This is a genomic window from Providencia sp. 21OH12SH02B-Prov (assembly GCF_027362595.1).
Lineage (GTDB): Bacteria > Pseudomonadota > Gammaproteobacteria > Enterobacterales > Enterobacteriaceae > Providencia > Providencia zhejiangensis.
In genome coordinates, this window is sequence record NZ_CP114796.1 from 1,842,065 (window position 1) to 1,867,391 (window position 25,327).

17 protein-coding genes are annotated in these 25,327 nt (G+C 41.1%); 10 read left to right on the plus strand and 7 right to left on the minus strand.

Annotation, left to right across the window (positions count from 1 at the left end; translation table 11 throughout):
• Window positions 1-10: 10 nt before the first annotated feature.
• On the minus strand, window positions 11-1,216 hold the full coding sequence (locus tag O7C57_RS08810) for an alpha-xenorhabdolysin family binary toxin subunit A (RefSeq protein ID WP_269723925.1): 1,206 nt from the start codon (window positions 1,214-1,216) through the stop codon (window positions 11-13).
• 872 nt (window positions 1,217-2,088) lie between these two features.
• Here O7C57_RS08810 and O7C57_RS08815 point away from each other — a divergent pair.
• From O7C57_RS08815 to menE, 6 genes are all read left to right on the plus strand, one after another.
• Window positions 2,089-3,423: an isochorismate synthase gene (locus tag O7C57_RS08815; RefSeq protein WP_163861139.1), complete on the plus strand. Its 1,335-nt coding sequence runs from the start codon at window positions 2,089-2,091 to the stop codon at window positions 3,421-3,423.
• 118 nt (window positions 3,424-3,541) lie between these two features.
• Entirely contained in the window at window positions 3,542-5,215 is a 1,674-nt protein-coding gene (gene menD / locus O7C57_RS08820) for a 2-succinyl-5-enolpyruvyl-6-hydroxy-3-cyclohexene-1-carboxylic-acid synthase (protein ID WP_154622137.1), read from the plus strand.
• Window positions 5,215-5,988, plus strand: coding sequence for a 2-succinyl-6-hydroxy-2,4-cyclohexadiene-1-carboxylate synthase (gene menH, locus O7C57_RS08825; RefSeq protein ID WP_154622138.1), 774 nt, complete (start codon window positions 5,215-5,217; stop codon window positions 5,986-5,988). The genes menD and menH overlap by 1 nt, the downstream gene beginning before the upstream one ends.
• Before the next feature lie 2 nt (window positions 5,989-5,990).
• Complete coding sequence (gene menB, locus O7C57_RS08830; RefSeq protein WP_154622139.1) at window positions 5,991-6,848, plus strand: 1,4-dihydroxy-2-naphthoyl-CoA synthase; 858 nt, start codon at window positions 5,991-5,993, stop codon at window positions 6,846-6,848.
• Window positions 6,848-7,819 (plus strand): o-succinylbenzoate synthase, encoded by a 972-nt coding sequence (menC, locus tag O7C57_RS08835; RefSeq protein ID WP_269723926.1) that lies wholly within the window; start codon window positions 6,848-6,850, stop codon window positions 7,817-7,819. The genes menB and menC overlap by 1 nt, the downstream gene beginning before the upstream one ends.
• Entirely contained in the window at window positions 7,807-9,222 is a 1,416-nt protein-coding gene (gene menE / locus O7C57_RS08840; protein ID WP_269723927.1) for an o-succinylbenzoate--CoA ligase, read from the plus strand. Before menC ends, menE begins: the two co-directional genes overlap by 13 nt.
• 102 nt (window positions 9,223-9,324) lie before the next feature.
• Here the strand turns inward: menE and O7C57_RS08845 are convergent, their stop codons facing one another.
• The gene (locus O7C57_RS08845) at window positions 9,325-10,764 is read right to left on the minus strand and encodes a catalase (RefSeq protein WP_154622142.1); all 1,440 of its coding nucleotides are present in this window, start codon (window positions 10,762-10,764) and stop codon (window positions 9,325-9,327) included.
• Window positions 10,765-11,063: 299 nt separating this feature from the next.
• On the opposite strand from O7C57_RS08845, the gene O7C57_RS08850 reads away from it, so the two are divergent.
• Window positions 11,064-11,612 (plus strand): YfaZ family outer membrane protein, encoded by a 549-nt coding sequence (locus tag O7C57_RS08850; protein WP_154622143.1) that lies wholly within the window; start codon window positions 11,064-11,066, stop codon window positions 11,610-11,612.
• A 79-nt stretch (window positions 11,613-11,691) separates the two neighbouring features.
• On the opposite strand, the gene tyrP is transcribed toward O7C57_RS08850, so the two are convergent.
• Window positions 11,692-12,852 carry a tyrosine transporter TyrP gene (gene tyrP / locus O7C57_RS08855; RefSeq protein WP_281506360.1) on the minus strand — a complete coding sequence of 387 codons (1,161 nt, stop codon included), beginning with the start codon at window positions 12,850-12,852 and terminating at the stop codon, window positions 11,692-11,694.
• Window positions 12,853-13,338: 486 nt separating this feature from the next.
• Here tyrP and O7C57_RS08860 point away from each other — a divergent pair, with 486 nt between their 5' ends.
• Window positions 13,339-14,679: an anaerobic C4-dicarboxylate transporter gene (locus tag O7C57_RS08860; protein ID WP_163861148.1), complete on the plus strand. Its 1,341-nt coding sequence runs from the start codon at window positions 13,339-13,341 to the stop codon at window positions 14,677-14,679.
• Window positions 14,680-14,740: 61 nt separating this feature from the next.
• On the opposite strand, the gene yfaE is transcribed toward O7C57_RS08860, so the two are convergent.
• From yfaE to ubiG, 4 genes are all read right to left on the minus strand, one after another.
• The gene (yfaE, locus tag O7C57_RS08865) at window positions 14,741-15,004 is read right to left on the minus strand and encodes a class I ribonucleotide reductase maintenance protein YfaE (RefSeq protein WP_154624738.1); all 264 of its coding nucleotides are present in this window, start codon (window positions 15,002-15,004) and stop codon (window positions 14,741-14,743) included.
• 2 nt (window positions 15,005-15,006) lie between these two features.
• The gene (gene nrdB, locus O7C57_RS08870) at window positions 15,007-16,143 is read right to left on the minus strand and encodes a class Ia ribonucleoside-diphosphate reductase subunit beta (protein ID WP_154624739.1); all 1,137 of its coding nucleotides are present in this window, start codon (window positions 16,141-16,143) and stop codon (window positions 15,007-15,009) included.
• Window positions 16,144-16,154: 11 nt separating this feature from the next.
• Window positions 16,155-18,446 (minus strand): class 1a ribonucleoside-diphosphate reductase subunit alpha, encoded by a 2,292-nt coding sequence (nrdA, locus tag O7C57_RS08875; protein WP_154624740.1) that lies wholly within the window; start codon window positions 18,444-18,446, stop codon window positions 16,155-16,157.
• A 335-nt stretch (window positions 18,447-18,781) separates the two neighbouring features.
• Window positions 18,782-19,504 carry a bifunctional 2-polyprenyl-6-hydroxyphenol methylase/3-demethylubiquinol 3-O-methyltransferase UbiG gene (ubiG, locus tag O7C57_RS08880; protein WP_247047129.1) on the minus strand — a complete coding sequence of 241 codons (723 nt, stop codon included), beginning with the start codon at window positions 19,502-19,504 and terminating at the stop codon, window positions 18,782-18,784.
• Between the two features lie 241 nt (window positions 19,505-19,745).
• On the opposite strand from ubiG, the gene gyrA reads away from it, so the two are divergent.
• Both gyrA and rcsC read left to right on the plus strand, forming a co-directional pair.
• Window positions 19,746-22,343 (plus strand): DNA topoisomerase (ATP-hydrolyzing) subunit A, encoded by a 2,598-nt coding sequence (gyrA, locus tag O7C57_RS08885; RefSeq protein ID WP_154624742.1) that lies wholly within the window; start codon window positions 19,746-19,748, stop codon window positions 22,341-22,343.
• Between the two features lie 194 nt (window positions 22,344-22,537).
• Window positions 22,538-25,318, plus strand: a complete 2,781-nt coding sequence (gene rcsC / locus O7C57_RS08890; RefSeq protein WP_247047131.1) for a two-component system sensor histidine kinase RcsC — start codon at window positions 22,538-22,540, stop codon at window positions 25,316-25,318.
• Window positions 25,319-25,327: the final 9 nt, after the last annotated feature.

Genomic DNA, 25,327 nt, shown 5'->3' on the forward strand with positions numbered 1-25,327 from the left:
AATGTGACCTTTAATATAGATGAGTGTTTTTTGTTAATTGAATGTCAAATAACTCAATGAGTTGTTCTGAATAAGTTTGCACAGAAGCCCAGGCGGTGATAATTTTTTTAAAACGAGTAATAAATTTTAAAAGATTAGCGGCATTATCAATGCGAGCGAAGGTCTCTATCGATTGCTTGATTTCAGTTAAAATCACTAGCCACATATAATCTAAGTGATCAATTGCTAAGCGAGCATCTTTAAAATGACTTTCAATTTTTTGTAGGTTAATTTGAATGTCAAAGATAGTTTTCTTTATAAAACGGTCCTGATTTATTTTGTCATTAATGTTGCTTATCTCTTTTAATAATTCATTTTTTTGATGGCGGATTTTTTCTGCTTTGCTACCAAAAATTCCGCCAGTAATCACTAAACCAATGAGTCCACCCGCAAGCCCTGTAAAGCTCAATTTAACAAAATGGCTATATTCTTTTTCTAATTGAAAAATTTCTTTTGTGAGTAACGCTATTTTTTCAAGATGATAGGTTTCAGAGTCAGTTGCATCTGTGGAGTCTAGCTGCATATAAATAGATTTTACCTTAAAAAGGAGTGAGTCAACATGTTGTCGGTTGGATAGATTTCCACCAATAATGTGAATGCGAAAATCTGAAATGCTATTTTTTATGCTCGCTGTTTTATTGGCTTGTATTTTAATATCATCGTGGATAAGACCGAGTATACTTAATAGCTCAGTAGCAATTTGCTGGTCGTCATTTTGGTAAGTAATGCCATCAAGATCTTCATTAGAAAGGCCTTCAACACTATTTGCTATTTGTTGGATAATAGGCATGTCATTTATATAATGAATAATTTGATTTCCAGTTTGGACAATATTTCTGCTAATTAATGATAAATTAACAGATTGCTGTTTAACCTCTTGTTCAATACTGTCCCAATGACTTGCATGACGGTGAATCAATTGAATAGTTTCAGTCAGAACATTCGTTTCTATAGGTAAGTTTGTGGACTCACCAATTTTAAGCCAAGATAATATTTCTAGTGTAGAAGTGGGTAATGATAGCGCAAAGTGAATATATTTATGGATATTTGACAGGTCTTGGTGAGTAAAAATACCGGCTGACCTTGCAGAATAGGGATCTTGATTAGTTAATAATGCAAGAGTTGCTGTTCCAATATTCTCTTTTTCAATTATTTTATCATAAGCTATGTCACTCATAATGGTTAATTTCCAATTTAACATTAGGGGTTAAATAAAAGGTATACAACAGAAAATCACTAAATGGTTGCCACGTTGAGAAAGATAAAATAGAAATAATATAATCTCTAATCAAATGGTCCATTTAACAACATTAGATTTTCATTTACCCGCGTAAGAGTGAATAAGCTACTTGAAGCATGCGGTAAAAGTAGATACTAAAATATGAAAAAATATATTAGAAATTGATATGTTAATATAATTAATATGAAGTTTATTATCGATTTTAGCTTTAATATTAAACGATAAATAATTATTTTTGTTTTTAGTTATACAGTAAGACTCTATTTAAATTGATGCTAATTATTCACGGTTTAGGGTGATTAGCAGAATCAAAAAATCCTATTAACAATAGAATTAAATTTAAGCGATTATTTTTAATCTTATTGCTATTTGAGTTAGCTTGTTCACCATAAAGGATGGTCATTATTCTTATCAAGCGCTATTTTTATTTTAATCAATTAACAAGAATCAATGGCATTTCACATAAAGTGCTGTCTTAAGCATATTGTAATATGACGAGGTTACTATGAGTGGCTTTATTATAGATAAATATGTTTAATAAATGGTCAGCATACATAAATTTGTTTATCTTTTAAGCTATTACAGCACAAGCGTTTGATACCTACTAAAGGGGTATTTAAAGTTAAATTTATTATATTGTACAATAAGATAAGTATGTTTTTATTGCTGTGTTTATCATCAATAACGAAGACAAATTTGATTTTATTATGAGTTACATCTATTGTCAGAAATAATCAATGTATTAATAAATTATATTGCACTATATAATTATGAATAGTCTTTGTTGAGTGTGGCAGTAGGGATCGAAAGTGGTACATAAAAAAATAGATAATTTAATAACTGAAATTCTTCATCAACTGTCAACTTTGGCATTGGGCAACCAAGAATTCATTCGTTTACACTGGCAACTAGGTGAGTCTGCTACATTTCCTGGGTTAGCTTGGCTATCTGAACAATCCTGCTATCCTCAATTTTATTGGTATCACCGTACAGGAAGTGATGAATGCAGCACGATAGGCAAAGTAAAAACCTTTCATTCCATTGTTGATGCTGAACAATTTTTATCTGAGCATACTGAATATCCCGACATGCGTTTATGGGGACTCAACGGCTGGAATGCCGTAGGTGAAGGTATTTCGCTTGAAGATAAGCAACATGCCACTTTTTATTTTTTACCTCGTTTAGAAATTTATCGTGTCCGTTCATCGGTATCTGTTTACCTAAATATCCAAGGGGAACAAGACCGTTTATCGGCTATTGAATTTTTACAGCAAATAAAACCCGCACCAACACAACCTCTTACATTACATACGGAAATCGTCGGTCATGAACATTTTCCTGAAAAAGAGCAGTGGTGCAGCTTATTGACCGAGGCCATTACACGAATGAAAGCGGGTCATATGGAAAAAGTGGTGATGGCTCGTGAAACAAAATTGAGCTTATCCCAACCAATCGCTGCGGCTGAATTTTTGTCTGCGAGTCAACAAGTCAATTTTCAGTGCTATCATTTTATGATGGCGTTTAGTCAAGAATCGGGTTTTATATCATCGACGCCTGAACGTTTGTACTTACGTCAAGGCACACAATTACACTCTGAAGCACTTGCTGGTACGGTGGCGAATCATCTTGATGATACGATTGCAGCAGAAAATGCAAAGTGGTTATTGGAAGATAGTAAAAATCAACATGAAAATTTAGTGGTGGTGGATGATATTTGCCAACAATTACAAGGCGTGGTGACGGGTATCGATGTCTCTGCGGCAAAAGTTATTCGTTTACGTAAAATTCAACATCTTTACCGGTCGATTGCTGCGACGCTGATTTCTCCATCCGACAGCGAATGCTTACAGCGTTTACAGCCAACAGCAGCAGTCTGTGGTTTACCGCGTACGGTGGCTCGACAATTTTTAAGTGAACACGAGCCTTTCTCACGTCGTTGGTATGCAGGTACTGGTGGCTTTGTGAGTCTAAATAAAAGCGAGTTTGCGGTATCGCTACGTTGTGCGCAAATTGAAAATCAACAACTCTCGTTATTTTCAGGAGCTGGGATTGTCAGCGATTCAGATCCTGAGCAAGAGTGGATCGAGATTGAAAATAAAGCAGCTGGGTTGAAATCTCTGCTGGAGCGTAGCGAAAAACCTTAGTCATAACAGGGTTATTTTCTTTTGGTTTCAATTAGTTCATTAAAAATTGTTCTAAGATCAAGAAATTTATATTAAGCGCATTACACTAACTGATAATAAATAACTTATTGAGCTCATTATGTCGAATTCTGTTTTTAATCTGCGTTGGGCTGAGATTATTATCGAAGCGCTCACTCGTCATGGCATGAAACATATTTGTATTGCGCCTGGTTCGCGTTCCACACCTTTAACTCTTGCCGCGGCAAAGAATAATAAGTTGCATTGCCATACACATTTTGATGAAAGAGGTCTAGGACACTTAGCGTTAGGGTTAGCGAAGGCAAGTCTTGAACCTGTAGGCGTCATTGTGACATCGGGCACGGCGGTGGCAAATCTCTATCCATCATTAATTGAAGCAGGCTTGACGGGAGAGAAAGTCATTTTTTTGACGGCGGATAGGCCGCCTGAGTTAATCGATTGTGGTGCTAATCAAGCGATTCGCCAGACGCATATTTTTGCATCGCACCCAGCTCAAAGCTTGATGTTGCCACGACCAACCCGTGATATTTCACCCAAATGGCTGGTAAGCGCCATTGATAATGGTATGAATCAATTGCGTCATGGCGCTTTCCATATTAACTGTCCGTTTGCGGAGCCTTTATATGGCGAGACGGAAGGGGATTATGACTGGCAGCAGCAGCTCGGTAATTGGTGGAACTCTCAGTTACCTTGGTTAAGCGAACCCTTAACGAATACAGTAGCGCATATTGCGGATTGGTATTTTTGGCGACAAAAAAAAGGGGTTGTGATTGCGGGGCGAATGAACGCCCAAGAGGGTGAGCATGTCGCGAATTGGGCGAAAACATTAGGTTGGCCATTGATTAGTGATGTTTTATCACAAACAGGGCAAATTCATCCTTGTGCTGATTTATGGCTCGCCCATCCGCAAGCTAAAGCGTGGCTCGATGAGGCTGAGTTAGTGATACAATTTGGTTCGAGTTTAACTGGCAAACGGTTATTACAGTGGCAAGCACAATGCCAACCACAAGAGTACTGGATTATTGATATGATCCCAGGACGCCTTGACCCAGCAAACCATTATGGACGCAAATTGACTTGTTCAATTAAAGGTTGGTTGGATGCTCATCCCGCCCAGCCTAGAAGCCCATGGTGTGAAAAGCTATGGGCTTTGACAAAACGCACTCAACAGCATGTCACCGCGAAGTTACACAACCAGTTTTCTGAGGCGGCGGTCGCTCATCAATTACCTCAACTGTTACCCCCTAAAGGACAATTATTTGTTGGTAATAGCCTGATCGTACGGTTGGTTGATGCTTTGGCACAGCTGCCTGAAGGTTACCCTGTGTATAGTAATCGTGGGGCAAGTGGTATTGATGGATTGATATCCACCATGGCTGGTGTGCAACGCGCCACAATAAAACCTACATTAGGGATTGTCGGTGATCTTTCCGCCCTCTATGACCTCAATAGTCTTGCCCTCTTACGTGCGCCTTCAGCACCGACTATTTTGATCGTGGTGAATAACAATGGCGGACAAATTTTTTCGATGTTACCTACACCAGAAGAGGCGAGGGAACCTTATTACTGCATGCCGCAGAATGTGAATTTTGAGCATGCGGCCTTGATGTTTGGGTTACAGTATGCGGCGCCTAAAGACTGGTTATCACTCAAAACCTTGGTTGAACAATTTTGGTTTAACCAACAAGGTTGTTTGTTAATCGAATTGATTGTTGATAGTGACGAGGGCGCTCGTACATTAAAACAATTACTCGATGAAGTCGGTAATCTTTGATGTTAGCGGCATATCGTTACAATGAGAACCAAACAGGGCCTTGGCTAGTGTGGTTACATGGATTACTGGGTTGCGCGGATGAGTGGCTACCGATTATTAAACTGTATCCACATTTGCCATCATTATGTATCGACTTACCTGGGCATGGGCGATCTCAGGAGATAACTTGCTCAAGTTTTGCTGATTTTGATGAATACCTCATCCAGCTCCTGCAATACCATGGTATCGAAAATTATTACCTCATTGGTTATTCTTTAGGGGCGCGGTTGGCTATGCACACGGCATGTTACCGTCAGCCTACAGGTTTATGTGGCTTAGTTGTTGAAGGGGGAAATGTTGGCCTGAAGACACAATCAGAACGTGATGCCCGTTACCTGAATGACCACTCTTGGGCGCAACGGTTTCGCCATGAGCCAATCGAAAGCGTATTGTACGATTGGTATCAACAACCTGTATTTGCTAGTTTAAGCGATAGCCAACGTCAGCAATTAATTTTATTACGACAAGCCAATGATCCCCGTCGTATTGCCGATATGCTAGAAGGCACGTCATTGTCTAAACAACCATTTTTAGCCGATAAACTGCAACAGTTAACACTTCCATTTCGCTATTTTTGTGGTGAACAAGACCAAAAATTTCGAGGCGTTTCGCAACAATATGCTTTGCCGATTACGCTAATTAAGAATGCAGGGCATAATGCGCATCGGGAAAACCCGAATGGCTATGCCACTGCACTTCAGTATTTTCTATCATCTGTGGTTAAAGGAACTTGATAATGATTTATCCTAACGAAGAAAAACTCTATGCCCCAATCGAATGGCAAGATTGCTCTGAAGGGTTTGATGATATTTTTTATCACAAGTCACCGGAAGGGATTGCAAAAATTACGATTAATCGTCCACAGGTGCGTAACGCGTTTCGTCCACAAACCGTTAAAGAAATGATCCAAGCCTTATCTGATGCGCGTTATGACGATAAAGTTGGTACCATTATTCTAACGGGTGAAGGGGAAAAAGCATTCTGTGCAGGCGGTGACCAAAAAATTCGCGGTGATTACGGCGGATATCGTGACGAGAGTGGCACTCATCACCTGAATGTTCTAGATTTCCAGCGCCAAATTCGTACATGTCCGAAACCCGTGGTTGCGATGGTAGCAGGCTTTGCTATTGGTGGCGGTCACGTCTTGCATATGATGTGTGACCTCACAATAGCAGCAGATAATGCGATCTTTGGTCAGACTGGGCCTAAAGTGGGGTCGTTCGATGGGGGTTGGGGTGCATCTTATATGGCGCGTATTGTTGGACAAAAGAAAGCACGTGAAATTTGGTTCCTGTGCCGTCAATACGATGCAAAAGAAGCCTTGGATATGGGGTTAGTGAATACCGTAGTGCCTTACGCTGATCTCGAAAAAGAAACAGTCCGTTGGTGCCGTGAAATGCTTGAAAATAGCCCAATGGCACTGCGTTGTTTGAAAGCGGCACTGAATGCAGACTGTGATGGTCAAGCAGGGCTGCAAGAATTGGCCGGTAATGCAACAATGTTGTTCTATATGACAGAGGAAGGCCAAGAAGGGCGTAACGCATTTAATGAAAAACGTGCGCCAGACTTTTCTAAATATAAGCGTAACCCGTAATGCGTAAAGCAACACTTTATACATTTAGCCTGCCGATGGAGGCAGGCGTTATCCTGCGTTACCAACGTCTGAAAACTCGTGATGGATTGCTGGTTCGCTTACAAGATGGGGATAACGAAGGATGGGGAGAAATTTCTCCTCTCCCCGAATTTAGTCAAGAAACATTGCTAGAAGCGACTGAGGAAGCCAAGCAGAGACTGACTGAATGGGTCAGCGGTCAGCCATTGGCGGATAGTACATTACCCTCAGTTGCTTTCGGTTGTAGCTGTGCATTGGCGGAATTATCAGGTGAATTGCCTGAACAAGCTGATTATCGAAAAGCACCATTATGTAGTGGCGATCCGGACGATTTAATCTTACGCCTTGATGCTATGGAAGGTGAAAAAATCGCCAAGGTTAAAGTTGGATTGTATGAAGCGGTACGTGATGGCATGGTCGCTAATTTGTTGCTGGAAGCTGTACCTGACTTAACGTTACGCCTTGATGCTAACCGTAGTTGGACGCGAGCGAAAGCCGATGGCTTTGCCAAATATGTGAACCCAGACTATCGTGATCGAATCGCTTTTCTCGAAGAACCGTGCAAAACCCGTGAGGAATCACTGCAATATGCCAAGGATACCGGTATTGCGATCGCATGGGATGAGAGCGTTCGCGAAGAAGGTTTTAAAGTCGAAGCGCAACCGGGCGTGGCAGCGATTGTGATCAAACCGACGTTAACGGGAAGCCTTGCCTATTGTCGGCAGCTGGTTCAAGAAGCTCATCACCATGGTTTGCAAGCGGTGATCAGTTCATCAATTGAGACCAGTTTTGGGTTAACCCAGTTGGCAAGAATTGCTCATCAACTAACACCGAATACGATACCTGGGCTCGATACGTTAGATCTTATCCAGTCTCAACTTATACGTACTTGGCCAAATAGCACGCTGCCTGTTATGCAACTAGATGAACTTATTATCGAATGGCAGAGTTAACACCGTTTAAAGACTGGCCTTGGCAACACTGGGCCAGCCATCAACCTGATGCAATTGCGTTGATAACCGATGTTGCTTCACTGACTTGGCAACAATTGAATTTAAACGTCATAAATCTTACTTATCATTTTGATAAACAAGGACTCAAAAAAGGCCAAACGGTCATTTTACGGGGCAAAAACAGTGTTGAATTGTTATTAAGTCAACTCGCTATTTTGCGCTGTGGGGCGAAAGTTTTGCCGCTCAATCCTCGCTTGCCCATCTTATTGCTTGAAGAATTGCTTCCGCATCTGAATATTGATTTTGTGATTGATTTTGCAGATGGCCTGCTAAATGCATTTCATTATTCGACTTTAACGCTGCCGCCTGATCTCACTGTTTCTCAAAAATTAACACACTATGATCTGCCATGCTTTTGTGAATTAACTCGGCAACCTGCAACCTTAATTCTGACATCCGGCTCTACGGGGTTACCGAAGGCCGCGGTTCATTCCATGTTTGCTCATCTTGATAGTGCTAATGGCGTATTACAGGCGATGGACTATCAACAGAGTGACTGCTGGTTACTTTCTTTACCGTTATTTCATGTTTCAGGGCAAGGAATATTGTGGCGATGGTTAGGAAGAGGGGCGAGATTAGCGATTAAATCTTCTCCATTAACACAAGCGTTGCAAGGTATTACCCATGCTTCATTGGTACCAACACAACTGTGGCGACTTCTCAATCAGGAGGAAAATCCGCCATTAACGCTACGGCAAGTATTACTTGGCGGGGCGACAATACCCACCTCACTAACCAATTTGGCATCAAGCCAAGGTATTGAGTGCTGGAGTGGTTATGGCATGACCGAAATGGCTTCAACCGTTTGTGCAAAACGCGCTGATGGCAAAAAGGGCGTAGGATTGCCCCTGATAGGTAAACAGGTTCGCTTGATGGATAGTGAAATACAAATCCAATCACAGAGTCAAGCCATGGGGTATTGGTTTGATGGGGAAATCAAACCGTTAAAAACCCAAGATGGTTGGTTTAAAACCAATGATAAAGGTGCATATATCGATGGAGAATACCATGTGATTGGGCGCTTGGATAATTTGTTTATTAGTGGTGGTGAATGCGTACAACCTGAAGACATTGAAAGCATTATCAATAGCCATCCCGCAGTTAGCCAGAGTTTTATTATTCCTATTGATGATGCGGAGTTTGGTCAAAGGCCTGTTGCCGTCATTGAGTTAATCGACAAAAGCGTATTAGCGGGTATTGCTGATTGGTTAAAAGATAAACTGGCTCCATACCAATATCCTGTGCACTTTTATCCTTTAGACGCCGAATTAAAAAATACCGGTATTAAAGTCTCTCGTCAGCAGGTAAAAAGTTGGGTACACCAACAAATATTCTCCTCTTAATAACAACCGATTGTTATGGAGAGTCAATCAGCTTCATTGGCGTCTGTAATAAAAAAATCAGGCTCTAGAAATAAAGCCTGATTTTTCGATTAGATAACCAAATTATTTAAGGTTATTCAGTGCTTTTTCGACACCCGCGCCATACTCAGGATGTACCTGCTTAAAGAGGTCGATTTGACGTTTCTGGGTTTCTTCAGAGGCTTCAATCAATTCACCAGCAATACGTTGGAACATGCGTTGATGCTCTGCATCATCCAACAGCTCGTATAATGCACGGGGCTGGCTGAAATAATCCTCATCTTCACGATGGTTCCAATGATCAGCTGCACCTTCAAGGGTTAATGGAGGCTCACTGAAATTAGGTTGTTCTTGGAACATACCTGCACTGTTCGGCTCATAAGTTACGCCGTTACCACTGTTACCGTCAACGCGCATTGCCCCATCACGATGGTAGTTATGGAATGGGCAACGCGGTGAGTTAACTGGGATTTGATAGTGGTTCACACCTAAGCGATAACGTTGAGTATCCCCATAAGAGAATAAGCGTCCTTGTAACATTTTATCAGGAGAAAATCCGATGCCAGGCACAATGTTGGCTGGGTTGAATGCGGCTTGTTCAACATCTGAAAAATAGTTAGCAGGGTTACGGTTTAGCTCAAAATAACCAACATCAATCAATGGGTAATCTTTATGTGGCCATACTTTAGTGAGGTCAAATGGGTTATAAGGCACTTTTGACGCTTCATTTTCAGGCATGACTTGGATCTGTAGCGCCCAACGCGGATAATCACCTTTATTGATAGCATCAAATAGGTCACGCTGAGAGCTTTCACGATCTTTACCAATAATCGCTTCTGCTTCATCGTCCATCAAATTTTCAATGCCTTGCTGGCAACGGAAATGGAACTTAACCCAAAAGCGTTCATTTTTGTCATTGATAAAGCTATAGGTATGACTACCAAAACCGTGCATGTGACGATAGCTACGTGGAATGCCTCGGTCACTGACGTCAATGGTCAGTTGGTGGAGTGATTCAGGTAAGTGAGAGAAGAAATCCCATTTATAAGCCATTGAGCGCATATTGCTATAAGGGCAGCGTTTAACGACGTGGTTTAAGTCAGGGAATTTCAGTGGGTCACGAAGATAGAATACTGGGGTGTTGTTACCAACTAAATCCCAGTTTCCTTCTTCTGTATAGAATTTTAATGCAAAGCCACGGATATCACGTTCTGCATCTGCGGCACCACGCTCACCAGCTACCGTTGAGAAACGAGCAAACATATCCGTTTTTTTGCCTACAGAAGAAAATATTTTTGCTCGGGTATAGCGAGTAATATCATGGGTAACCGTAAAAGTACCAAATGCACCTGAACCTTTAGCGTGCATACGGCGCTCAGGAATGACTTCACGGTCAAAGTGAGCGAGTTTTTCTAAAAACCACACATCTTGTAATAGCATTGGACCACGTGGGCCAGCTGTCATTACGTTATTATTATCCACAACAGGGGCGCCAGATGCGGTAGTGAGACCTTTCTTTTTCATCACAATACTCCAGTAATTTACAGACAATAAAACTATAAAATGCATTTAATATGCATCAAAATAAACGGTAAGTGCAGATAATTCCGTATTATCATTCGATTATAGTTGATTGGTTGGATAATAACTAATACATGGTACCGATTGCTGTGATAACTGATTAAAAATAAATAGAAACACCCGCCTATGTTGTAGAAAAGTCGTCTTGGTGGCATGAAAAGTAAAAAACAGTAATAACTACTGAGAATAGGATTTATATATTGTAATATTAACGCATAATTTCTATTTATTGGGGCAATAATATGCGTAAAGGATTATTCTTTGTCGCCGCAGCGGCATCATCACTTATGTTTGTGGGCACTGCTCAAGCGATATCTGTCAATGCGAGTGCTGGTGAGCATTACACTGAATTAAGTGCTGGGATCGGAACTAAAGGTTCAGGGCTTGCATTTGATGGCTCATGGGCGCGTAGTGACCATGATGGCCAAATGGGGAGCTTAGGCGCAACCTTTGGTTTACCTTTAGGGCCGTTTTCAGCCTATGTTGGTGGTAAAGCATTATATCTTTCACCTGAAGACAACAAAGATGGTATGGCTCTTGCCGCGGGTGCAGGGTTAGGTTGGCAAGTTATGCCGTCACTGAACATTTATGGTGAAGCTTACGGTGCGCCAGCATCACTGACTTCAGGTAGTGATGCTTATACTGAAGCGAAAGTAGGGGCGACTTATACTGTGTTTAAACCATTATCAATTGATGCGGGCTATCGTATCATTGACATTAAAGGCAATCATAACAATCCAAGCAACAAAATTGCGGATGGTTGGTATGTTGGAGCAGGTTTAAGCTTCTAATGAGTTAGCACTTTATTGAGCTAAATAGAGAAAACCCGTACATGGTACGGGTTTTTTGTTGGCTAGTGCAGGCTCAAAATTACCCGACATTAGGTAAGAATCCTGCAACAATAGCGAATTGAATCGCAATAACAGCGACACCACAAAGTAGCACAATACCCAACACAACAGAGCCACCTTTCACTTGGTAGTGGGCTTGATTAGTGGTAGGCTTTTCAATCGCTCTGACACGTAGAGTCAGTAAAGCAGGAATGATAAGCGCCAATACAGACAACGCCACTGCCGCATAGGTTAAGGCTTGCACAAAACTACTGAAAAACAAGGCAGAAAGTAGAGGCGGTAAAAAGGTTAATACGCCTGTCTGTAGACGCCCAAATAGACGATTACTGCGTTTAAAGAGATCCGCAAGGTAATCAAATAACCCAAGAGCCACCCCTAAAAATGAAGTCGCTAGCGCAAGATCCATAAATAAACTCACCGCAATATTAACCCGTGGAGTTGCGACAACATCACGAATAGCCGTCAGTAAGCCATTTAACCCAGCTTCTTGCGCTAAAATGCCTAAAAAGGTATTGGCTGGAATGGAACCTAACGTAGCGATTTGCCATAAGATATAAGCGACGAGAGGGATTGCACTACCTGTAATAAAAATAATACGCAGTTTACGGACATCACCATTCATATAGTTCACTAAGCTTGGAACGCTGCCATGGAAACCAAATGAGGTAAAGATAACCGGAACGGCCGCAAGCAGTAAGCCTTTCTCGACAGGCATATTGGTTAAATTGACGCTTTCGACATGGGGTAACATTACCGCCAACATAATCACTAAAAAGATAATTTTAGCTGTAAATAAGAGGCGATTAATAAAGTCGACGGAATGGGTACCGATACATACCACGGCGCCGCCGATGAGTGTAAATAAAATAATTGCGGATTTTGTTGAGAGATGTAATCCCCACCAAGACAGTAAGCTATCAGAGATCAGTACGCCAGCACCGCCAATATAGGCTGTGGTAAGAGCGTACATTAATAATAACATACTTAACCCAGTCACAATCTGCCCTACGGGACCGAGATACTTTTTAGCGACTGAACCTAAACCCATATCGGGTGGATTATATTGATAGACTTCCACGAGAAGTAATGAGGTATAACTCATTAACATCCAGAGACCAATAAGTAGGCATATGATACCTGTGAAACCGACACCTGCTGCGGCAAGTGGCATAGCCAGCATCCCTGCACCGATTGTTGTTCCTGCAACGATTAAAACGCTACCTAGCGTACGATTTTTCACAAATTCCTCTGATTAAAAGTCGTAGATTAATAAGTTGTGCAGGTTATGCGATCATGATTTATCTGTCAAATCTAAATTACAATGAGTGTAAATATAATTTTACAGTGATGGGTGTTTTTTATTATGACTGCTGAAAATAACAGCGAATAAATTTTGATTGTTAATTAATTTCAGTTATGAATATTAACTATCAAAAGTGAACTTATGTGGTTAACTATGTTAATGGTGTTAATTAATGAATTGATTTTAATGTGATTTTTAATTTAACGGGATAGTGTCTCAATAAATTAAAATTAATTTTGTGACAAGGCAGGAAAATAGTGTGGAAAAATAATATTAAATTTTTTCACTCATTAATATAAATCAAAAATCTGTCAATCTTTCATCCGGATAATGTAAGGATACATTAATGAAAAGGATGAACTTATGGACTTTTTGATACAACTCGCCATTATTCTCGTCTGCTTGTTTTATGGCGCGAGAAAAGGAGGAATGGCATTAGGGCTGTTAGGCGGTGTCGGTCTTGTGATACTGGTTTTCGGCTTTGGCTTACCTCCTGGAAAACCGCCTGTTGATGTCATGCTTGTCATCATCGCTGTTGTTGCAGCATCAGCGACGTTACAAGCATCAGGCGGTTTGGATGTCATGCTACAAATTGCAGAACGACTACTACGTAAAAACCCAAAATACATCTCTATTGTGGCACCTTTTGTTACCTGCATTTTAACCATTTTGTGTGGTACAGGGCATGTGGTGTATACCATCCTGCCAATTATCTATGATGCCGCGATTAAAAATAATATTCGTCCTGAAAGACCAATGGCAGCAAGTAGTATTGGTGCACAAATGGGGATCATTGCTAGCCCCGTTTCTGTAGCTGTGGTATCGCTCGTCGCAATGCTGAATGGCATCACCATTAATGGTCAATCTCTTGAGTTTTTAGACTTATTAGCCATCACTATCCCATCGACTCTGATTGGTATATTGGCAATCGGTATTTTTAGCTGGTTTAGAGGGAAGGATCTCGATAAGGACCCAGAGTTTCAAAAATTTATTTCAGTGCATGAAAACTATGAGTATGTATATGGCGATAGTGCCACACTGCTCGATAAAAAATTGCCAAAAATTAATTGGGTAGCAATGTGGATCTTCTTAGCATCCATAGCGGTGGTGGCTGTGTTGGGCGCATTCTCTGAGTTAAGACCTCTGGTGAATGGTAAGCCATTATCGATGGTGCTTGTGATCCAGATGTTTATGTTATTGGCGGGTGCTCTGATCATCATTATTTGTAAAACTAACCCAGGGCAAATTTCGAAAAATGAAGTCTTCCGTTCTGGGATGATTGCGATTGTGGCGGTCTATGGGATTGCTTGGATGGCTGAAACCATGTTTGGTGCCCACATGGATCAGATCAAAGGGACTTTAGGGGCATTGGTAAAAGATTACCCTTGGGCTTATGCGGTGATCCTATTATTGGTTTCTAAATTTGTGAATTCACAAGCGGCTGCATTGGCTGCTGTCGTTCCGATTGCGTTAGGCATTGGTGTTGACCCTGCGTATATTATTGCATCAGCGCCTGCTTGTTACGGCTACTACATACTGCCAACTTACCCCAGTGACTTAGCCGCTATCCAATTTGACCGTTCAGGTACAACACGAATAGGTAAATTTGTCATTAATCACAGCTTTATCTTGCCGGGTTTGATTGGGGTTGGTGTGTCCTGTGTATTCGGTTGGGTATTTGCTGGATTATATGGCTATTTATAACAACTGAGCAGGTTAAGTCATTAGCAGCGATGACATTGTGTTAGCGTTATCGCTGCTATTGTTAGCCGATTTCGATATCAGAAAGGGGGTGACAGCAACAAGGCAAAATTTCACCTTCTTGAACAAAGGCAAGTGGTTTTTGTTTATAACCGACTTTTCCTTTCAGCAGCATCACTCGGCACGAACCACAGTAACCTTCTCGACACTGATACTCCACAGGAATGCGGCTATCTTCAAGAGCATCAAGTAAGCTAGCATGGACTTCGGTGTGATAGGGGACTTGTACACCCTGCGATAAGCGCAGGGTGACTTTATGGCTTGCCATGATTAGAGTTCGAAATCACTCAAGTCATCAGTATTGACTTCAGAGTCAATCTGACCGACCAGATAGGAACTGACTTCAACTTCTTGTGGGGCGACTTGCACGTTATCAGAGACCAGCCATGCGTTGATCCAAGGTATTGGGTTTGAGCGAGTCTCGAATGGCAGTTTTAACCCAACAGCTTGCATACGAATATTAGTAATATACTCAACGTATTGACACAAAATATCTTTGTTCAAGCCAATCATTGAGCCTTCACTGAAGAGATATTCTGCCCACTCTTTCTCTTGCTCTGCCGCATCCACAAACAGTTTATAACACTCGTCTTCGCACTCTGCTGCAATTTCAGCCATTTCAGGGTCATCTTGACCTGAACGTAACAGATTCAGCATATGCTGAGTGCCTGTTAAATGTAGCGCTTCATCACGAGCGATCAGTTTAATGATTTTAGCATTGCCTTCCATTAGTTCGCGTTCTGCAAAAGCAAACGAGCATGCAAAGCTAACATAGAAACGGATAGCTTCTAACGCATTAACGCTCATCAGACACAAATACAGTTGTTTCTTTAGGGCACGCAGTGACACTGTGATTTGTTTGCCGTTACAGGTATGAGTCCCTTCACCGAACATATGATAATAGTTCGTCATCTCAATCAAGGTGTCATAATAAGCAGAGATATCACGCGCACGTTTGAGGATTTCCTCATTTTCAACGATATCATCAAAGATAATCGCTGGGTCATTGACGATATTACGAATAATATGCGTATAAGAACGTGAGTGAATTGTCTCTGAGAATGACCAAGTTTCAACCCAAGTTTCCAGCTCAGGGATTGAAATGAGTGGCAATAATGCCACGTTAGGGCTACGACCTTGAATAGAATCAAGTAGCGTTTGGTATTTCAGGTTACTGATAAAGATGTGCTTCTCATGGTCAGGCAATGCATTATAGTCAATGCGATCACGAGAAACGTCAACTTCTTCTGGACGCCAGAAAAATGACAATTGCTTTTCGATTAATTTTTCGAAAATCGGGTATTTTTGTTGGTCATAACGAGCAACGTTAACCGGTTGGCCGAAAAACATCGGCTCCAACAGTTGGTCATTTCTCTTTTGTGAGAAGATGGTGTAAGTATGTGACATAACAATTCCTATTAAATTTTACACGCGCCGCCTTCACAATCTGAATCCGCTGACTCAACAACTTCTTCCAGATCACCTTGAACATCTTCCGCGCCATCGCGAGTGTTATGGTAGTAAAGTGTTTTCACACCAAACTTATAGGCGAGCAATAAATCTTTTAGCAATTGATTCATTGGTACTTTGCCAGTTGCAAAGCGTGTAGGGTCATAGTTGGTGTTTGCAGAGATCGATTGATCAATAAACTTCTGCATAATACCGACTAATTGTAGATAACCGCTGTTTGAAGGCATTTGCCATAACAGCTCATACGCGCCTTTTAGATTTTCATAATCAGGAACAACTTGACGTAAAATACCGTCTTTCGATGCTTTAATACTGATATAACCACGAGGTGGCTCAATACCATTAGTTGCGTTAGAAATCTGTGATGATGTTTCTGACGGCATCAAAGCAGACAAGGTTGAGTTACGCAAACCATATTGTTGAATATCTTTGCGTAGCGCTTCCCAATCATAATGCAGCGGCTCATTGGTTAACTTATCCAACTCTTTCTTATAGGTATCAATAGGTAGAATACCTTGCGAATAGGTTGTTTCATTGAACCAAGGACATGCGCCTTGTTCTTTTGCTAATTCGTTAGAGGCTTTCAATAGATAGTATTGGATCGCTTCAAACGTTTTATGGGTCAAATTATTGGCACTGCCATCAGAATAACGAACACCGTGTTTCGCCAAGTAGTAAGCATAGTTAATGACACCGATACCTAAAGTACGACGGCCCATGGCGCCTTTCTGAGCAGCAATGATGGGGTAATCTTGATAATCGAGCAGGGCATCTAGCGCACGTACAGCGAGCACCGCAAGTTCTTCCAACTCATCAAGACTTTCAATCGCACCTAAGTTAAAGGCAGATAGCGTACAGAGTGCAATTTCACCTTCTTCATCATTGATGTTATTCAATGGCTTCGTTGGTAGTGCAATCTCTAAACATAGGTTTGACTGACGCACTGGCGCAATCTGTGGGTCGAATGGGCTGTGAGTGTTACAGTGGTCAACGTTTTGAATATAGATACGGCCTGTTGAAGCACGTTCTTGCATCATTAACGAGAACAGATCAACCGCTTTAACACTAGACTTACGGATATTATCGTCTTGCTCATAAGTGGTATACAGGCGTTCAAACTCTTCTTGATCAGCAAAGAAGGCATCATATAAGCCTGGCACATCGGATGGGCTAAACAGGGTAATATCTTGGTTTTTGATTAAGCGCTCATACATCAACTTATTGATTTGAACACCATAGTCCATATGACGAACACGGTTACCTTCAACACCACGGTTGTTTTTCAGCACTAATAAGCTTTCTACTTCTAAATGCCATAGTGGGTAGAAGAGTGTCGCTGCACCACCACGAACACCACCTTGCGAACAAGATTTTACCGCAGTTTGGAAGTGCTTATAAAACGGAATACAGCCTGTATGGAAGGCTTCGCCGCTACGAATTGGGCTGCCTAATGCACGAATGCGGCCTGCATTCACACCGATACCCGCACGTTGAGAAACATACTTAACAATTGCACTGGATGTCGCATTGATAGAATCTAAGCTATCGCCACATTCGATCAACACACAAGAGCTGAATTGACGGGTTGGTGTACGAACCCCCGCCATAATTGGCGTTGGTAGCGAAATTTTAAATGTCGATGCGGCATCATAAAAGCGACGGATATAGTCAAGACGCGTCTCTTTCGGATAATGAGAGAACAAGCAAGCAGCAACTAAAATATACAGGAACTGAGCACTTTCATAAATCTCACCCGTAACGCGGTTTTGCACTAAATACTTACCTTCAAGTTGCTTCACCGCAGCGTAGGAGAAATTCATATCACGCCAATGGTCAATGAAACTGTCCATTTGCTCGAACTCTTCTTGTGAGTAGTCTTCCAGCAAATGCTTATCATATTTACCCATTTCGACTAGGCGTTGGACGTGCTTATACAGCGCTGGTGGCTCAAATTGACCATACGCTTTTTTACGTAGGTGAAATATCGCAAGACGCGCTGCAAGATACTGATAGTCAGGGGTATCACCTGTAATCAGGTCAGCCGCTGCTTTGATCATGGTTTCGTGGATATCAGAGGTTCTGATCCCATCATAAAACTGAATCTGTGAACGTAACTCCACCTGAGAAACTGAGACATTATTTAGGCCTTCCGCAGCCCAAGTTATCACTTTGTGGATTTTATCGAGATCAATGCGTTCTTTATGTCCATCACGTTTTGTGACTAACAGACTCTGGTTCATGAGCAAGTACACCTTGGTTGACCTACAAAATAGCATATCGCTAACATAAAAAAGCTCATAGATTAACTCCATGAGACTTGTAGTGTTAGATTTAAATTACATACTATATGTAGTGGTTTGTTGATTTTACTATAACAAGATAATGTTAATGTGCAGCTTTAGCAAGTGCACAAATCTGAGTCTTCTGTGGATAACTTTAGGGATAAAAATGATCACCATGTCGGTAAGCTGCAATATAAAAGGAATTCTATTAATCGAAACTCGCCACATGGTGATAAAAATTAATTTTGTAAAATGAGATCGTTTGCTGCTTTCTTAAACGTAACGCTTGCTATTTATTCGCTTACAGTATGGAGCATATAATTGACGTCAACGTTAGGGCCTAAGTAAAATTTATCCTTCAAAGGATTATAATGTAACCCAATGATATGTTTGTCTTTTAATTGGGTTTCATCGATCCAGCCTATCAGCTCAGAAGGGCGAATGAATTTTTTCGCATCGTGAGTTCCTTTAGGTACCATTTTCATCACATATTCGGCCCCGATCACCGCCATCAACCATGCTTTTTTATTACGATTAATGGTCGAAAAAATAACATGTCCACCCGGTTTCACTAATTTAGCGCATGCACGCACTACGGATTGAGGATCAGGGACATGCTCTAACATCTCCATACAGGTCACCACGTCATAAGCGTGTGGATACTTGTCAGCATGCTGTTCAACGGTTTCTTGCACATATTCAACAGGGATACCTGATTCTAATGAGTGCAAGCGTGCGACCATCAAGGGTTCTGCTCCCATATCAAGGCCTGTCACTTCGGCTCCTTCTCGTGCCATACTTTCTGATAAGATCCCACCGCCACAACCAACATCCAAGACTTTTTTACCAAATAAACCATCGATGCGTTGCATGATATAGCCGAGGCGCAGAGGATTAATGCGGTGAAGTGGGGCAAATTCACCTTCTAGATCCCACCAGCGAGAGGCGATCGCTTCAAATTTCTCAATTTCCTGCTTATCGACATTTTGATACGCTGAAGTTGAAGTATCATTCATGAGTGGAGCTCCTGTTACGAAATAGGTGTCCGAGCCGTAATACGTGAATTTATGGTGACTATGAAACATTTTTGTTGCTCTTACGCAATAAACTCAAAGTATCCGGACACATAAAGACATTTTTCCGCTATTATACATAGCTTGAAAGACAAATACTCACTTCTCATTTTTTTTATTAAATTGGCGAATTGTGGTATAGTTCTAAACCTTTGAATCCGAAGTTATGAGGGACAGTGGTTCCATGAGCGACATTGCCAGAGAAATCACACCGGTCAATATCGAAGAAGAACTAAAAAGTTCGTATTTGGATTATGCGATGTCCGTTATTGTCGGCCGCGCACTTCCAGATGTTCGAGATGGACTGAAGCCAGTACACCGCAGAGTACTGTTTGCGATGAATGTATTGGGAAATGATTGGAATAAACCCTATAAAAAATCTGCCCGTATAGTCGGGGACGTTATCGGTAAATACCATCCACATGGTGATAGCGCTGTTTATGAGACGATTGTTCGTCTTGCGCAGCCTTTCTCTATGCGTTATATGCTGGTAGATGGTCAGGGGAACTTTGGTTCAGTTGACGGAGACTCCGCAGCTGCAATGCGTTATACGGAAATCCGTATGGCGAAAATTGCCCATGAAATGTTAGCGGATCTTGAAAAAGAAACCGTTGATTTCGTCCCAAACTATGATGGTACAGAGCAAATCCCAGAAGTAATGCCGACAAAAATACCTAACCTATTGGTTAATGGTTCGTCGGGTATTGCTGTAGGGATGGCAACCAATATTCCTCCACACAACTTAGGGGAAGTCATTAGTGGTTGTCTTGCTTATATAGATGATGAAGATATCAGCATTGAAGGCTTAATGGAGCATATTCCTGGGCCTGATTTCCCGACCGCTGCCATCATTAATGGCCGTCGTGGAATTATTGATGCTTACCGCACTGGCCGCGGCAAAGTCTATATCCGTGCCCGTGCAGAAGTTGAAGTCGATGAGAAAAATGGTCGTGAAACCATTATTGTTAGCGAAATTCCTTATCAGGTAAATAAAGCACGTCTTATCGAGAAAATTGCTGAGCTCGTTAAAGAAAAACGCGTCGAAGGGATCAGTGCATTACGTGATGAGTCGGATAAAGACGGCATGCGTATTGTGATTGAAGTTAAACGTGATGCGGTTGGTGAGGTTGTGCTTAATAATCTCTATTCACTCACACAACTTCAAGTCTCTTTTGGGATCAACATGGTTGCTTTGCATCAAGGCCAACCGAAGATCCTTAACTTAAAAGATATTATTGCTGCGTTTGTTCGCCATCGTCGTGAAGTGGTGACACGCCGTACTATCTTTGAATTACGCAAAGCACGTGAACGCGCTCATATCCTTGAAGCATTAGCCGTAGCATTAGCGAATATTGACCCTATTATCGAACTCATTCGTCAGGCACCAACGCCTGCTGAAGCGAAAGCAGGCTTAGTTGCACGCCCTTGGGATCTGGGTAATGTCGCTGCCATGTTAGAACGCGCTGGCGATGACGCTGCACGTCCTGAATGGTTAGAAGAGCAATTTGGTGTTCATGATGGTAAATACTACCTGACAGAACAACAAGCTCAGGCTATCTTGGATTTGCGTCTGCAAAAACTGACTGGCCTTGAGCATGAAAAACTGCTGGAAGAGTATCGTGATCTTCTGAAACAAATTGAAGCATTACTGTATATTCTACGTAGTCCTGAGCGTTTAATGGAGGTCATTCGCGAAGAATTAGAAGCTATTCGCGAAATCTATAACGATGCTCGTCGAACAGAAATCACTGAAAACTCTGCTGATATCAATATTGAAGATTTAATCAGTGAAGAAGATGTGGTCGTTACCTTATCTCACCAAGGCTATGTTAAGTATCAGCCATTGTCTGATTACGAAGCACAACGTCGTGGTGGTAAAGGTAAATCTGCGGCACGTATTAAAGAAGAAGACTTTATTGAACGTCTGCTGGTGGCTAACACCCATGATACGATTTTGTGTTTCTCCAGCCGTGGTCGCCTATATTGGATGAAGGTTTATCAATTACCTGAAGCAAGTCGTGGGGCTCGTGGTCGTCCAATCGTTAATCTGCTGCCACTCGAGCAGGATGAGCGTATTACAGCGATCTTGCCAGTTCGCGAATACGAAGAAGGGTATTATGTCTTCATGGCAACCGCTAGCGGTACGGTGAAGAAAACCCCTCTGCAAGACTTCAGCCGCCCAAGAAGTGCCGGTATTATTGCGGTTAACCTCAATGACGGTGATGAGCTGATTGGTGTTGATTTAACCAATGGTTCAAATGAAGTGATGCTGTTCTCGGCGCAAGGTAAAGTCGTTCGTTTCGCTGAAGATGCTGTTCGTCCAATGGGGCGTACCGCAACAGGTGTTCGTGGTATCCGTTTAGTGGATGAAGATAAAGTGGTTTCATTGATTATTCCACGCGGTGAAGGTCATATTTTAACGGTGACTGAAAATGGCTATGGTAAACGTACGGCTGAGCAAGAATACCCAACGAAATCTCGTGCCACTCAAGGTGTTATCTCCATTAAAGTGAGTGAACGTAACGGTAATGTGATCGGGGCTATCCAAGTGGATGAAACCGACCAAATTATGATGATTACCGATGCCGGAACTTTAGTGCGTACACGCGTCTCAGAAGTGAGTGTTGTAGGCCGTAATACTCAGGGTGTCACTCTGATTAGAACAGCTGAAGATGAAAAAGTTGTTGGTTTACAACGTGTCGCTGAAACGGAAGAGGATGAAACCTCTGATGAAGACAGTATAGAGAATAGTGCGGATGCTGATACAGATTCAGCCGAATAAATGTGAAGCTGAATAATTTAACGGGCGGTTTACCGCCCGTTTTGCTATCTATAACTAGCAGGTCTGACATTTATCGCTTTTTATCAGTTGTATCGAGTATACTTAATCGTCGTTACATAGCTGGTGTAGGATAAAACTTGAGATACTTACCATCATTTAGAACATCATTACGTTTATCACGTGATTTATTTCGTATCCTTGGTTTAATGCTATGGGGAATGGGGGTATTTATTACTCTGTTCTTTCTCTACACTCAATTCAACGAAAGTAAATCCGATATACGCCAGCAATTCTATTCAAGTTTTGAGAATATGCAGGCATTTATCTTACAGACAGGAACAACCTTACGTTCTATTCAGTTTATGACGGAACAGCATGAGGAGAAACTGGTTAATCAACCTAATTATCCGACACTGCCTGTGACCGGCTCTTATACCTTATATCCCTTATCCCCTGAAGCCGATTGTGTATATTTCGAAAATAGCACAACGAATTATCTTACGGCATTCGAGCAATTAATTTATTTTTGGAAAGACAGTATTGCTGCGCCTCAAGGGTTAAATCACGTGTTTGTGATTGGTTCTAAGAGCTACTGTATGATGGATTTTTCGATCCGAACGACAGTATCAGATATCGAAATGCTTAAGAAAATTGGCTATGAGAATATCAGGTCATACCAAAGCCTTAGATTACAAGGGCAAGAACGAAATTTATATACGGTGGTTCATGGCGCACAAACGGATTCAGGACAACTTTATTTAATCCAACCTATCTATGTTGACGGCCGTTTGTATGGATTTATCGGTTTAGAAAGAACGATTAGCTTAAACCAATTTAATCAGCGTTCTAATAAGTCAATTGAATCGGTTGTCGTTAACGCCTATAACCAACCCGTTTTATACAGCACTGCGGACTCTAACCCAAAAAATTCCAGTCTATTATCTATTTCTGAGCCAAGCTTTTTTGGTTTTAATTCCGATTATTCAAAGCTAATTTTTAAAAAGCGCTTAACGCCTTCCTTAATGACGGTTATTTATGCAGTACCAACCAGTGAGATATTAGCAGAGCACAAGGTAGCCATCTTTTATAGTGTGATTATTAACATTATTACAGGAGGGATGATCTTTTTCTTAATTTTGCTGTTAGAACGAAAAATGCTAATACCCGCGGCGAATACGGCTATTCGCCTCGAAGAACACGAACAATTCAATCATAAAATCGTAGCTTCAGCACCTGTCGGTATTATTATTCTAAGGCTCAGTGATGGTGGTAATATCTTGAGTAATGAACTGGCTCATGACTATTTCCGTTTATTAAGTGAAGATGATAAGCAGCGTATACTGACGATTATTCGACAAAAATCGAGTAATTATATTGATGTGGTGACAACGAGTAGTACACATCTACAAATTAGCTTTGTGAATTCACGTTATCAAAACGAAGATGTGGCGATTTGCGTGCTTATCGATATTAGCATTCGTGTGCAAATGGAAAAATCGTTGCAAGATGTCGCGGATGCCGCAGAGCAAGCGAACCATGCTAAATCAATGTTTTTAGCGACGGTAAGCCATGAATTACGAACACCGTTGTATGGAATTATTGGTAATATTGAATTATTACAGCGAGCTGAATTATCAGATAAAGCTAGTCGGTTGGTTACAACGATGGATAATTCATCATCACTGTTATTACAGATTATCAGCGATATTTTGGATTTTTCTAAAATAGAATCCAAACAGTTAAAAATTGAAAATAAACTATTTAATTGCCGTGACGTTTTTGCTTTTGTTTTAGCCAATTATTTGCCTTTAATTGCCAAAAAACAGATTGCAATCTATTCCTTTATTGAACCCAATGTACCGGATTTATTGCTGAATGACTCTGTTAGGCTACAACAAGTCATCTCTAATATTGTTAATAACAGCATTAAATTTACAGACTCAGGTTTTGTGATTTTTTATGTTTGGCGTGATGAAAACTATTTAAAGATTGAAATTAAAGATTCTGGAATAGGGATGTCTCAGGCGGTTGTTTTGCAACTATTCGACCCTTTCTTTCAAGTTTATGATCAGAATAATGTGGGTCATAAAGGGACTGGTCTAGGCTTAGCCATTTGTGAAAAATTGATTAGCTTGATGGATGGTGATATCGAAGTTAATTCACAAACGGGGCTAGGTAGTTCATTTATTATTCGAATACCTCTTTATGGGCAAAAATATATTGAACAAAAAACACCGGAGTATCGTTTTAGTTATCGGATAGCAATTAATTGCCAAAATCAATTTTTAGCCGACTTTTTAGCCAAATTACTCAGATACCATCATTTTGTGGTATTTTCCGGTGATGAAATAGAAAAAACAGAAAGTTATGATTTGCTTATTACTGATAGTGAAGAGCCACATAAGTGTAATGTGAAAAAGGAAATCCAACTCAGTGGTTTTTATGTGGGTGACTTACGTGAAATAGCGCCTAATAAATGGCTATATAACACTTATCAAAATGAAAAATTACCCTTTATTATTGATAAAGTGATTTCAAAAACAGTTGAGGGGCAAGTCGCAAAAGCAGAGTCAATCAAAGCGAATTCACTTGAAATTGATGGCTCACTATCTGCTTATCAAGTATTAATTGTTGATGATCATCCAATTAATAGGGTGTTATTGAGCGACCAGATTGCCAATATTGGCTTTTGTACATCGACTGCGGTTGACGGCCTAGATGCGCTAAAATACTTAGAAAATCATACGGTTGATATTGTCTTGACGGATGTCAATATGCCTAATATGGATGGCTATGAGCTTGCTAAGGAACTCAGAAAACGGGGTTCAGCGGTCCCGATTATTGCATTAACGGCGAATGCAATGGCAGATGAAAAGCAGCGTTGTATAGATTCGGGAATGAATGATTGTTTATCAAAACCGACAAAAATCACAATACTGAAAGAAACATTATTAAAATATGTGATTGCCCAATAGGTATAGAAT

Excerpts from the sequence above, each read along its gene's own strand:
- nrdB (WP_154624739.1), bottom strand. The coding sequence starts at position 16,143 with ATGTCACATACTTACACCATCTTCTCACAAAAGAGAAATGACCAACTG.
- menB (WP_154622139.1), top strand. The coding sequence starts at position 5,991 with ATGATTTATCCTAACGAAGAAAAACTCTATGCCCCAATCGAATGGCAA.
- O7C57_RS08845 (WP_154622142.1), bottom strand. The coding sequence starts at position 10,764 with ATGAAAAAGAAAGGTCTCACTACCGCATCTGGCGCCCCTGTTGTGGAT.
- nrdA (WP_154624740.1), bottom strand. The coding sequence starts at position 18,446 with ATGAACCAGAGTCTGTTAGTCACAAAACGTGATGGACATAAAGAACGC.
- ubiG (WP_247047129.1), bottom strand. The coding sequence starts at position 19,504 with ATGAATGATACTTCAACTTCAGCGTATCAAAATGTCGATAAGCAGGAA.
- O7C57_RS08810 (WP_269723925.1), bottom strand. The coding sequence starts at position 1,216 with ATGAGTGACATAGCTTATGATAAAATAATTGAAAAAGAGAATATTGGA.
- O7C57_RS08860 (WP_163861148.1), top strand. The coding sequence starts at position 13,339 with ATGGACTTTTTGATACAACTCGCCATTATTCTCGTCTGCTTGTTTTAT.
- gyrA (WP_154624742.1), top strand. The coding sequence starts at position 19,746 with ATGAGCGACATTGCCAGAGAAATCACACCGGTCAATATCGAAGAAGAA.
- tyrP (WP_281506360.1), bottom strand. The coding sequence starts at position 12,852 with ATGCTGGCTATGCCACTTGCCGCAGCAGGTGTCGGTTTCACAGGTATC.
- menH (WP_154622138.1), top strand. The coding sequence starts at position 5,215 with ATGTTAGCGGCATATCGTTACAATGAGAACCAAACAGGGCCTTGGCTA.
- menD (WP_154622137.1), top strand. The coding sequence starts at position 3,542 with ATGTCGAATTCTGTTTTTAATCTGCGTTGGGCTGAGATTATTATCGAA.
- O7C57_RS08850 (WP_154622143.1), top strand. The coding sequence starts at position 11,064 with ATGCGTAAAGGATTATTCTTTGTCGCCGCAGCGGCATCATCACTTATG.
- menC (WP_269723926.1), top strand. The coding sequence starts at position 6,848 with ATGCGTAAAGCAACACTTTATACATTTAGCCTGCCGATGGAGGCAGGC.
- yfaE (WP_154624738.1), bottom strand. The coding sequence starts at position 15,004 with ATGGCAAGCCATAAAGTCACCCTGCGCTTATCGCAGGGTGTACAAGTC.
- menE (WP_269723927.1), top strand. The coding sequence starts at position 7,807 with ATGGCAGAGTTAACACCGTTTAAAGACTGGCCTTGGCAACACTGGGCC.